Source organism: Fibrobacter sp., assembly GCF_045112255.1.
Taxonomy (GTDB): domain Bacteria; phylum Fibrobacterota; class Fibrobacteria; order Fibrobacterales; family Fibrobacteraceae; genus Fibrobacter.
The window spans coordinates 20,480-32,770 of record NZ_JBGUHR010000118.1; the positions used below are offsets into that span (position 1 = coordinate 20,480).

At 41.3% G+C, this 12,291-nt stretch carries 7 protein-coding genes; 2 read left to right on the forward strand and 5 right to left on the reverse strand.

The genetic code is table 11. The features are described from left to right. Positions 1-1,137, forward strand: a complete 1,137-nt coding sequence (locus ACJMM9_RS14840) for a GSCFA domain-containing protein (protein WP_405328621.1) — start codon at positions 1-3, stop codon at positions 1,135-1,137. A gap of 153 nt (positions 1,138-1,290) precedes the next feature. Here ACJMM9_RS14840 and ACJMM9_RS14845 read toward each other — a convergent pair whose 3' ends face one another. From ACJMM9_RS14845 to ACJMM9_RS14865, 5 genes are all read right to left on the reverse strand, one after another. Beyond that, positions 1,291-3,096: an FISUMP domain-containing protein gene (locus ACJMM9_RS14845; RefSeq protein ID WP_405328624.1), complete on the reverse strand. Its 1,806-nt coding sequence runs from the start codon at positions 3,094-3,096 to the stop codon at positions 1,291-1,293. 14 nt (positions 3,097-3,110) lie between these two features. Continuing rightward, entirely contained in the window at positions 3,111-3,941 is an 831-nt protein-coding gene (locus ACJMM9_RS14850) for a TIGR02147 family protein (RefSeq protein ID WP_405328627.1), read from the reverse strand. A gap of 529 nt (positions 3,942-4,470) precedes the next feature. Further along, complete coding sequence (locus tag ACJMM9_RS14855) at positions 4,471-6,030, reverse strand: DEAD/DEAH box helicase (protein WP_405328628.1); 1,560 nt, start codon at positions 6,028-6,030, stop codon at positions 4,471-4,473. 27 nt (positions 6,031-6,057) lie between these two features. Continuing rightward, the gene (locus ACJMM9_RS14860) at positions 6,058-9,786 is read right to left on the reverse strand and encodes a hypothetical protein (RefSeq protein ID WP_405328631.1); all 3,729 of its coding nucleotides are present in this window, start codon (positions 9,784-9,786) and stop codon (positions 6,058-6,060) included. Between the two features lie 153 nt (positions 9,787-9,939). Next, complete coding sequence (locus ACJMM9_RS14865; protein WP_405328633.1) at positions 9,940-11,028, reverse strand: diguanylate cyclase; 1,089 nt, start codon at positions 11,026-11,028, stop codon at positions 9,940-9,942. 511 nt (positions 11,029-11,539) lie between these two features. Here ACJMM9_RS14865 and ACJMM9_RS14870 point away from each other — a divergent pair. Beyond that, positions 11,540-12,172: a hypothetical protein gene (locus ACJMM9_RS14870; protein WP_405328635.1), complete on the forward strand. Its 633-nt coding sequence runs from the start codon at positions 11,540-11,542 to the stop codon at positions 12,170-12,172. The last annotated feature ends 119 nt before the right edge of the window (positions 12,173-12,291 follow it).

Genomic DNA, 12,291 nt, shown 5'->3' on the forward strand with positions numbered 1-12,291 from the left:
ATGAAGAATATTGTAGAATTATCCTACTATATTTACCTCATGGACTTTTTTACGAAAATCGACATTCCGGCTGAGGATTGGCAAATCGACTACAATTCTAGACTCGCATTTTTCGGGTCGTGCTTTGCCGACAACATCTCGGCGCAGTTTAGGGCGCGGAAATTCAATGTTTTGGCAAATCCGTTCGGAACGGTCTACAACCCGCTTTCGGCAGCGATGCAGATCAAGGCGATTGCAAACAGGAAAATTTTTGGAGAGGCGGACATTTTCCAGGACATGCGATTGGGCGTTTCGGAGAGCCGCAACGAGATTCGCGGATCTTGGCACTGTTGGAATGCGCATGGTTCACTCTCGGCGGCGACTCGCGAGGAATGCATCGAAAAGCTGAATGTAACCTCTCATGAGGCACGAGAGTTTTTACAGAATGCCGACGTCGTGTTCATTACGCTCGGGACTGCGTTCGTGTATTTTTTGAAAAAGAGCGGGATTGCCGTTTCGAACTGCCATAGGCAAAATCCAAACTTGTTCATCCGCAAGATGATTTCCGTGGACCACGCGGCCGAAGCGCTGAAAAGCATCGTGCATGATTTATTGAAAATAAAAAATGACTGGATTGCTTCGCCAGGCTCCCACGCTTCGCTCGGAGTAAGTGTAGCTCGCAATGACGTACTTGGCGAGCATAACGAGAATCGCGAACTTCATATCATTTTTACGGTTTCGCCGTTACGGCACTTGAGCGATGGCGCACACGAGAACACTCTATCGAAAGCGACTTTGCAACTTGCGATCGAGAAGGTCATAAGGGAGTGCGCCACGGAATCTGCGGCTACAGTCACTTACTTCCCGAGTTACGAAATCGTGATGGACGAGCTGCGCGACTACCGCTTTTACAACGACGACATGATTCATTTGTCAAAAAAGGCGGAAGAATACATTTTCGAGCGCATGGCAAGAACGTACTGCAACGAGAAAACGCACGAAGACATCCGCAAGGTGGAAAAATTCATGAAAATGGCGAACCACCGTATTGTTGATTCGCAGGCGCCCACCGCACAAGAATTCGCACAAAAGATTACTACGGAAGCAGAAAAACTCGAGAAAGAAATTGCCGGATTAAATCTTGACATCAAGAAATAACTGGATCCTTCGGGCTTACGCCCTCTGGATGACATGGTGAGAAAATGGTGACCCCGGAATAAATCCGGGGTGACAAAGCATAAAAGAAGGCGGGCCGCAGCCCGCCTTCCCTTTTCCTCCTTATCATCGACCATTCTAACTCAATGAGATCGATTAATTTTTGATGCAACGGACTAGATTTTGTGAATTTCCAGATGCAAAATTCATCCCCTTATTTCCTATATAGACACTATTTACTAAATCCTCCCACTTAACATAACCATAATCGTCATAAATATCAGCGTATCCCGGAGCCGTCGCAAGATCAGTTCCATACACCGAAAGAAGCCCCGAAGAAGGATCCGGCACATAATCTGAAGTATGCCCTAGCCACATGATCGAATAACGCGCCGTCAGTCCAATACCCGTAGGATTGCCAAACGGAGCAAGGTCATACAGATAAAGGGTGCTTGATTTATCATCCACGCTAAGCTCAGCCTGAACAAACGACAGCAGATTTTTCCAATCACGAGGATTCGAGAGCCTCCATCCAACTGGACACACACCTTGATGCCTTGCAGTATCGCTCACAGCCACTTTGGTCGTATCAAGCTCGACCCACGGATCGGCCATAATCTTCGCACAATAGACTTCAGTACCACCATAAGGCTCCTGAACAACATCTCGAAAAGAATCCACACAAGCCTCATAGGATTCATACGCATAAGTAAAAATGAAATAGGAACTATCCAAGCCCATCGCTTCAAGAAAATTATAGTTACAGCCATCATCACCGCAAGACGCACCTTCGACTCCATCATAGCGCAAGTTTTCGGCCATCCATGTCTGCGTCACACCATCAATATCAATTGTAGCAGTCTTGTAAACTCGTCCATCGCGGTCATCCACCATGGAACCCATCGAATGCTCAATCTCCTTAAGAACCAAATTCCAATTCCCAGAACGACAGACCAAATTATAGGTCGGCACAAAAACGCCATCCTTGCCCTCTCTCGGAGCCTCAAAGACATTTCCTTCATGGCCCTGATCACACGGTCCAGCACCAAATGCAGCCGCAAGCATTCCGGCATAGAAATTCACCACGCGCAACCTTATTTGATAGTCACGCGCCCATTCATCGCTCAATTTCTGATACGCTATAGCAGGAACACTGAAATATCCCCTCAGCCCATCAGTTCGCCTAAAAACAATATCAATAAAGTCCTCATCCAACGCAGAATCAACATTCAAGAAAGTTCCCCGCTCAGCAATTGCAGTAAACAATTTATTCATATTAGAATTTTCCGAAGGCATATTAATGGCATAAGCACTTATTGCACTCGCGGGCAAAACATTAGTAAGCGCAGAAATCATCGCCGCATATTCCAGAGCATCCGTGTCCCTAATATCATCGGCAACTCCGGACATTCCGAACGCCGACAGCACATCGGCTCGCGCCTGCTTTTTCGCCTGGACAAACGGCGTTCCCGACTGCACGAGATAAAGCCCCCGCAAGGCTTCAAGATGCGTCAAAATATCGACATTCACGCCATCCGAATCACGCACATCCGCAAGAACGGTATAAGGATATATGCTTACGGACCCCGGCCTTACCACAGATATCAAAACATAAGGACTTTCAAGCGTTACATTTTGGAAGGCAAATACACCTTCGTCATCAACAACCACAGTAATCGAAGAATCAGATACTGCGAACGATTTAGGATCCAACTGATAAAGAGAAACAACTGAACCTTTTTCAAGCCCCGCAACAACAATCCGCCCAACATAGGAACCTTCTCCGCCCAATGTTTTTGTCATGTGCGTCTTCCCGAGAATCGTAATATTTTCAAGATTCGCATACACGCCTGTTTCTTCGACGGTGCCGCCGGCTAAATTTTCAGAACACGCTGCGAACATAAAGGCGAGCAGCATCGCCATCGTGCAGACAAATTGTCCGCTAAATTTTGAGAAACTCATAGTTTCCTCCAACTCTATTTTTTTAATTCCTGTTTATTTGTCAGCGGAAAAAGCTGCATGTTCAGACGATAGACTTCGTCTGTGGCGGCGTTTTTCCGAGCAATGGCAATAACTTTTTTACGGCAATCGGCGATTTCTTGCACGATTTCATCGTAGCCGTCTTTCGTGATGCCAAACGTGACACCCGAAAAACTTCGCTTGTCCTGGGCGACACCTTCGATTGCCTCAAGCGCGAGTTCGCCCATTTGGCGGTGCATCGTGCGGACTGCCACCGGCGTCACCCCCATGGGTCCCGTCGTCAAAGACTTGTCCGTTTGTACGTAATTGCCATCGTCATCTTTTTTTAGGAACCCGCCTTTGACAAGGAAATTCAGCACATCGCTGACTTCGGCAGCTGTAATTTCCGGGCGGCATGCATGCGCAAGCGCAAGCGGCTTTGCACCAGGCATCGATGGAGCAAGTTCACGGATGACCGGATTTTTCCAGCTTTCGAAAAAGCGGAACGCATCGCCTTCCAAGATTTTCGCCTTGTGGGCATCCGCAATCGCAAGCATTTTATTGAAAGCGGCCTTCTTTTCATCATCCGTTTTGGCGTGGTCAAACTTGACCATTTCGGTGAAATATTCGCGTTCGTAATCCACTAAGCGCATGGCATCAGCCACGCGGGCTGTCGCCGAATCGCTCAAGTTAAAGCGGCCTTCACTCACGTATTTTAGATAAACGCGCGAAGAAAAACCGGCTTCGGTAGCGAACGTTTGCCATGTAAACGCAGAACTCGCCTTTTTATCGGCGTAGTAATCCGCAATATACTGGCGATAGCTCGTATATTCTAGTATTTCTTTCATTTTTCCTCCTTACGACAATCCCTAAATTTTTTCAGGGTCCGTAAAATAAACGAATTGCGGTTCTTTTGTCCGTTTCGTTCTTGAAATCAAATATACAACTTGATTTTTAAAAATGCAATAGATTTACAACACAAAATATTGATTTTTATAAAATTTTTAACGTTTTTAGAAAATTTTATAAAATTTTAAGCAATTTTCACAATACAAATGTATTGTAGAAACGCCTTACTTCAATAGGGAATGGCGACCCCGTAACGCGTACGGGGTGACAAAGCAATTCAAGACTTCACTGGATGGGACAAACCCCAACCTCTCCGGCTCGGTTCAAAGAATATACAAGAGTAATCAGAACTGTATGGATCCTCCTAACGGAGGATGACCATGGCTGCGACGCTCACCTTTTGAGGTTGTCTTCGACTTCGACGCTTCATGCCTTCGCTCAGGACGACGAGATGACGGGATGCGCGGGCATGGCAGGATGATAAGATGGCGGCCAGCAGGCCGCCATGACGCCTTTTTCCGACGTTTTTTATTGTTGGGATTGCGATTCGCGCATGCGGCGGCGAGCACGGGAACCGGGGCGGTTGCGACGATGACGGCGACCGCCGTTCTGCGGATTCGGAGTGTTGTCGGCCGGAGCGCTTGGCGCATTCACGTTCTGGGCGGGATTGCGAGAATTCGGTTCGTGATTGCGCGGAGCATTGTTACGCTGCGGCTTTTTATCGTGCGGTTGAGAATTCTGACGTGTCTGCGGATTTTCAGCATTTACATTACGGGCGTTCTCGCGATTTTCATTGCGATTGTCCTTGCGACCGCGCGGACCGCGATTATCCTTATGCGAACTGCGATTGCCGCGAGTTTCGGCAGCGAGGGCCTGAGCTTCTTCGCGAGACATTCGCCCGCGAGAATTGCGCATCATGCTTTCGGCGGTTTCCTTTTGCGGAGGCGGGAGCTTCTCGTAAATACTCTGATCGCCTTCCGGGATTTTCACGCGGGTAAGCTTTTCAATCCCGCGCAAATCGGATTCTTCATCCGGAGAGCAGAACGAAATAGCAACGCCTTCCTTGCCCGCACGCGCCGTACGGCCAATGCGATGCACAAACGTTTCATGCTCATTCGGCAAGTCGTAATTGAACACATGGCTCACATCGTCCACATCAATGCCACGAGCCGCAATATCTGTAGCCACTAGCACTCGAATTTGTTCGCACTTGAAATTGCCGAGGGCTTCCTGGCGGCGGTTCTGGCTCTTGTTCCCGTGAATAGCGGCACACTTGACACCCGCCTTTTCAAGAACGCGCACAATTTTATCTGCACCATGCTTGGTACGGCAGAACACGAGCACCTTTTTCATTTCAGGATGTTCCGCCAAGAGTTCCTTGAGGAGTGCTCCCTTGCGGCGCTTGTCAATGCGGTAAAGTTCCTGACGGATGCGTTCAATCGGAGTGCTCTGCGGAGCGACTTCAACACGCACCGGATTCGGGCGCAGAATCGTCGCGGCAAGTTTCGAAATTTCTTCCGGCATCGTAGCGCTGAAGAACAAATTCTGTCGGTCTTGCGGGAGCATCGCCACGACCTTGCGGATGTCATGGATAAAGCCCATGTCGAGCATGCGGTCAGCTTCGTCGAGCACAAAGAATTCAAGTTTCTTAAGCGACACCGCCTTTTGTCCAATCAAATCCAACAAACGTCCTGGAGTGGCAACAAGCACATCAACACCGCGAATAAGCTTTTGCTTTTGCGGATTGTCGTTCACGCCACCAAAAATACACGCCGTCGAAATCGCCGTGAACTGCGCATATTCCTTGAAGCAGTCTTCCACCTGGATGGCGAGTTCTCGCGTCGGCAACAAAATCAATGCACGGCAAGTCTTGGGAGAACGGAACTTCCCGGAGTCGAGCAAGCGCTGCAAAATCGGGAGCGCAAATGCGGCCGTCTTACCGGTTCCCGTCTGCGCAATTCCCAAGAGGTCCTTGCCTTCAAGCAGGCTCGGGATGGAACGTTCTTGAATCGGGGTCGGGGTTTCGTAACCAACAGCGCGGACGGCCCGCTGCAACGGATTTGCCAAAGGAAGTTCTTCAAATTTCATACTGCGCAAAGATAGAAAAAGAGAGGACTATTGATTAGGAGAAAGCTGAGTAACCACAATACTATCCTTTTCTACGTCAAAACCAGCAATCAAGCCTTTTTTCTTCAACACACCCACAAACGCCAGATCTTCAGGAGTATTAGGAACTTTCACATTTTTTCCATTCTTTGAAATGCAGGATCTATAAGGATCAAAGCCTTTAGAATTTATAAAATTCGCAATTTCGTTGTTTTTCAGTCGCTCTTCTTGCAGCGAAATAAATTTCTTCATATCTAGCGCATTATCCAAATTTCGGACAATATAATCTAAAGATACAAAGAGTATTCCAGTGTATCCTAATTCAACGACCTTTTTGCCAAGCCATTTGCAATTAGCACCCAACCTCCATAAATCTAGCCATGCATTAAATTCAGTTGACAGCAAAGCCTTCTTTTGTTCATCATTCAGTTCTTTGCTATCCAACAGCGATTTTAATATTTCAGGCGAAATATTTAACTTTTTACTTTCAGCAATAAACTTATTAAAATTCAAGCCAATATATTTAGGAATCAGGCTTAAAAACTGGCTTCTAACAAGATCATAATTTTTAACCGTAAATTTTAGAATTCCCGACTCTATCAAATGATTCATTTTTTCTTGAGAAATCCGCGTCAAATCAAAATCATCAACTTTCCAGGGACACATGCTTATTAATGAAGAAAAACGGTCCAAAGGCATTTTATCAACAGTTAAAAGGCTTTGATAGAAAATGTCCGCAAATTTATATTTTTCATTATTCAATGCATTCGGTGTCAAAAGTACACTTTCAACAAATTCATCTAGAACATTCTTATCGCACAAGTAATCTTTCAGGTATTCCTTCAAAATATTGCCATTATGTTTGAAGCTTTCAAGAGCATTCTTCCAAGACGGTTTCACCCGTCTATGAACAAAAAGCAATTCACATAAATCCACCTGTTTTGGATCTGTAACTTTTAACTTATTAAGTGATACTTTTGTCAAATCAGATATTTCACATTCGTTCTTTTTAATTAGTTTCGCTTTACTTTCTCTCGATAAGTTCTCCATATTCAGCAATTCTACAAAAGCATCTTCGCTCTCTGCGATGTTTTTACCGCTCGACAACATAATTTTAGTAACGAAATCTTCAATATTTTCGTTTACATACGCTTTCACCTTTTTATTCGGCAGTTTGGACACTTGCGTATAATAATCATTAATGGGGTGATTAAAATCATTCCCTAAAGCATGATTGACAATTATATCAAAATTTCGTTTTGAAATCACATACGCATTTTGTTCCAACAAAATATCATATATCGGATATTCAGGAGTATCATTCAAGAGATTAAACTTAATGTTTAACGTGTCAAATTTTTCCGCAACAAATTCTTTATCGTCTTCTACATCAGGATCATACAAGAAAGACACATCCTTAGACAGAAAATTTACAACATCATCTTTTTTCGTTTCAAAATCCGTATATCTAAAGAATTTATAATGTACACTATTACTTTCTTTTTCAAAAAGAACTTGCAACCAGTTATTCTTATCATTAAAGAGTTTATACATTCTATTGTACAAAGCCGGATAAAGACCATAATCAACATTCAATGCACTTAAGAATGTACAATCTGAATTTTGCTGTTTATATTTCCAAAGCGTTTTTAAGAAATGATCTAAATGGCGGTCTTTAACTTGCAAAAGATATTTCAATAAAGAAAGATTTAAAACAGCAAAATATTTCCACTCATGCTCCTGAATGCGCTTAACAACTTTTCCAAAATTACTCAATTCCAGAGAGACATCACTTGGAGCCTGGTTATTCTTAATCAACCGTAAATAGCGCTTATCATTTTCACTTAATGAATCCACATAAAAATACGAGATATAGCGAGAATAATCTTCATCTATATATCCATGGCGCAAAAGATAATCAACAAATTCCTTTTTTTGAGGGGATTTAATTTTAGAAACAAAATCCATCTCAGGGAAATCCTGCAACATATCCTTTATAGATTTCTGTTCCATCTCAGAAATTATATTTCGACATTCGTCAATTTGCCTTTTTATTTTAGCAATTTCGCCATTTGATTTATCCCTTATCATTTTTTCACGTTGGTCATACGTATATTGCGGATCAATTTCTTTTTCAATATTGCTAAAATTAAAGCCTATCGAATAATTACTTTTTTGTCCAAAATTTGTATACTGAGAAACAACAACACTCCCTCGCTGGCGCAATTTATTAAAATTTTCATCCGAAACAAAATCATAAATATTATTACAAATATTATTATTAGCTGGTTTCTTCGAAAAAATCTTTACAACATACAAAACACGTAATTCTTTCACGTCTTTAATATTTTGCGATAAGACTTGACTTTCTATTTTTTTCAAATCACTCTCTAATAGCGGAATTCTGCCCTGTATTTCCTGTATTTTATTACCCGCCAATTGCTTTTTCTCTTTAAACACTTCATACAATTCACCCTTGTTACAAATAAGATCTGCAAAATCTTTAGGATACAGATTTTTGTACAGCACCAAGGCAAAAATTTTATTCCGATCACGGCTTGTTTTATCACTAAATTTCGCAACATCAGCCTGCTCATTAGTTTTATAATCTTCGATATTTATTTTCTGGTCATATATTTTAAATTCATTCACGCTGTTTTTCAACAATCGCATATCATCTACGTACAGGCCAATATCTTCAAGGAAATTTTCATCTATCTCCTTCAGCACACTTTTCTCATTTTCCTTTCTGAGATTAACCAAAACGTCACCAGAATTTTGGTTACTAATTACAGGAATAACAGGAATTATAAAGTCAAAGAACTTGGTACGGGAACTATCCCTAAACACTTCATCGCGCAACGCATAAATAAAAACAATCTTTCGTTTAACATTCTCATAGTTATTAAGAAGTGTATTCAGTTCACGAAGCTTTATAAATATTTCCGTATTTTTAAATCGATCCAGGTCTTCAAAGACAACGACATCATAATCTGTAGCCTCAAAGAAATACAAGATTTCGTCCAGATGCTTATTCAGCAAGGATTCCGAATCCTTTTTCCCAAGTTCTATTTCAGCTTTTGGAACAAGTATTTTCGTAAATCCAATTCTGCTTATATACGGGATGATTTGATAAAGACCAATAAATGCAACAGCAATTCCAACAACAGTAACAATAAGCAGCCCGATTGACCAACCACTCAACTGCGTAATATTTTCAAACTTAATCTGTTCAAAATTCGTTTTTGCAACGACAATCGACGCAATGGATATAATAAGGATAAAAATCGAAATCCAAATTCTTTTCGCTTTATCAATGTTCTTCACACGATTGAATCGCGAAAACGGAAAGCATTCACCAGATTTTCTATAAAAAATCTGTTGCAATATGCTTTTTTCTATCGCATGGATTGTTGTTTCAGGAAGTTTCCTATGGCTATTTGAAGACTCTTCTGCACAACCATTTTGATCGTTTTCATCAGCATTTTCATCCTTTTCTTCAATAGCAAAAGTCGCTAAAGAAATATTAAGAAACTGGTGTTTACCCTTCTGTTGCTTAATATAGCTCGCCAAGACAGAGCTTTTTCCAGAGCCATAGTTTCCTGTCAGAGCCACATTATGAATTTTCTTTTCGGAGAGCGCATAGTCAAGTGCTTTAAAAGACACCTCATCCTTGACATTATCGATCGGCGCCAAATTTTGAAAAGGGATTTCCTTGTACGATCTGTTATCGTTCATATCTCAAATTCCACCCGTAATTTTTGGATAAAGCCTTAATTTTAAAGGCAATACCTTATTTTAAAATTTACAGTCAAAATTTAGCAAAAACGAGTACAAGGTTTACAGGTTAAATCTAATTTATCTCAACAAAAATACACGCTACATTGGCAGCTATCGCTTACGGCGATCCATCCTGGCATGAGAGGCATAGAAAGCCTTCTTGTCTTCGTACATGCGGGCATCGGCAATATTGATGAAGGTATCAACACTTTCCATCTTCATATCAAACTTGTGCGATCCGACAGAAACGGACAATTCGTACGGTTTAGAAGCGTTCTTATTGAAATCATCAAACAAATTCCGAATTTTTGTTATGCATTTTTCTATCGCTTCGTCATCTTGCGTATTTAACAAAATAATAAATTCATCGCCCGCATAGCGGATAACACTTCCGGCGTTTCCCACAGCCGATTTCAGAAGACGCGCAGACATCACCAACGCATCGTCTCCCATGGCATGCCCAAATTCGTCATTGATATGCTTAAAACCGTTCAAATCAATCATGATGCCCGAAATTTTGATTTTCGGACGAACCATACATTTTTCCAGCATGTAGTGCAGATAAGAACGATTAAAAAGTCCCGTCAACTGATCATGGTAAATCATCTCGTTCTGGAGGCTCGCAAGAACACCCGCAATCGAGACCGCAATACTTGTAGGAATAACAGAAATCCCATAGTATAGCGACTGGACGACGCCACCGATAAGTATCGGTACGATATAGACCCAAATCGGGAAAAATTTCAGGAATCCTCCATTCGCCCTCGCTTTAAAATACGTCACCAAGCTATAAAGGACAAGCAAGTAATCGATCATCAAATAAACAACATACAGATAACTTCTAGAGTAGAGGTTGTTTTCATCGATAAAAAACACAATCGGAACAAAAAGGTTAATTACGAGCAAAACAAGGCCAAAGGCAACAACGGAATCCAGCACAATCCTTGAACGGCGCGGGATTCCACCGTTCAGGTGAAACGACAGGAACCGCACCCAGAAAAAACTCGCGAGCATATTTGCTGCAAAAAGCCACGAGCTTGTCGCATAGACCAAGATTTTGGGAAGCAGCCCCGGCAACCCCTTCATCGAATAGGAAATCGGGTCGGCAATGCAGCTCGTGAGAGCAAGAAACATCATCAAAAGCAAATTCCGATCAGCGCGGCTGCGCGTCTGGAATCGCCATAAATTACAAACAATCATGACCGCAATCAGAACTATTCCGATTACGTTTGTAACATAAATGCTTTCTAGATTGAAAAGAGGCTCCATACCATTCCACACCCTTTAGCTTAATTATATATTTTATTTTTACATTTTTGACACTTTATTACAGAAAAAAGAATTTACACGTAAATTTTCATGCAAAAAGTCATTACCGATAAGACCTACTAAAAAACGTATATACAATTGCAGATCTAGAAAAGTATTCGACGTAAATTTGATTGAAATTTATAAATGTACAAAGTCATACCACACATTTTCAAAAAAAATTAAAGACAATATATTTGTCAGAATCGATATTTTGGGGCATATACGAATGTAGTTTAAATCGTATTGCAAATCAGGAGTCTCTCATTTTCAATGAGAGAATAATATCATGTACTTCATAAAACAAAACGGTCGTGCAGCAATCTAAAAAAAAATATACATATCATTCAAACATACATATTATATATATTTTATCAAAAACAATCAAAAAGGAATGAGTATAATGGATTCACTAATCACCGCATATTATATAAGTGGTATCATTGTTGCTTTTTGCGCAATTATAGCTTTATCCCAAATAATTATTGGGAAAAAACAGCTTGTTTTTAACGAAGAAAATCGCAAAAAAGAACAGCAAAGAGACATGGTTAAATGCACCGCAGAGCAAGTAGCCTTTTTGAGCAAAGATGTAGTAAGCGCCCATGATAAACTTTACAATGTTTTGAAACCTGAAGACATATCTCTTTTACAAGAAGAAAATCTTACAATTTCAAACAATAGCATTTCGATAAAAAAGGGGATAACCCTTAACGATGAGGAAAGAACAAAAATCGTCAATGCACGCCGTGAAGCCGTGGATTTCTATAACAACTTAGAAATTTTTTCATCATATTTTGTTATGAAAATTGCTGACGAGAATATTGCATTTCATTTAATAGGTGAAGATTTCTGTAGAATGCTAAAACCGTACTTAGCATTATACCTTATTATTGAAGGTAAGAAAAACAAAGATAATGCAGTATTTAAACTATTTTTATTATGGCACTCAAAATTAGAAACTCTTAAATTAACAAAAGAAAAAAGAAAACTTGAAGAAGCTTTAAAAAAAATGACGGAACGAACTTTTAGTCTTTAAAAGATCAATAAAAAGCAAACAATCTGTTTATAAAAAAGTGACCCACCGGCGTAGTGATGTGAACCCCGAAAGTTGGACATAACTTTCGGGGTTTTCATGTATAAAAAACACACAGAAGA

What these genes read in the sequence shown, in the direction of transcription:
- ACJMM9_RS14840 (WP_405328621.1), top strand. Translation starts at nt 1, where the DNA reads ATGAAGAATATTGTAGAATTATCCTACTATATTTACCTCATGGACTTT.
- ACJMM9_RS14845 (WP_405328624.1), bottom strand. Translation starts at nt 3,096, where the DNA reads ATGAGTTTCTCAAAATTTAGCGGACAATTTGTCTGCACGATGGCGATG.
- ACJMM9_RS14850 (WP_405328627.1), bottom strand. Translation starts at nt 3,941, where the DNA reads ATGAAAGAAATACTAGAATATACGAGCTATCGCCAGTATATTGCGGAT.
- ACJMM9_RS14855 (WP_405328628.1), bottom strand. Translation starts at nt 6,030, where the DNA reads ATGAAATTTGAAGAACTTCCTTTGGCAAATCCGTTGCAGCGGGCCGTC.
- ACJMM9_RS14860 (WP_405328631.1), bottom strand. Translation starts at nt 9,786, where the DNA reads ATGAACGATAACAGATCGTACAAGGAAATCCCTTTTCAAAATTTGGCG.
- ACJMM9_RS14865 (WP_405328633.1), bottom strand. Translation starts at nt 11,028, where the DNA reads ATGATTGTTTGTAATTTATGGCGATTCCAGACGCGCAGCCGCGCTGAT.
- ACJMM9_RS14870 (WP_405328635.1), top strand. Translation starts at nt 11,540, where the DNA reads ATGGATTCACTAATCACCGCATATTATATAAGTGGTATCATTGTTGCT.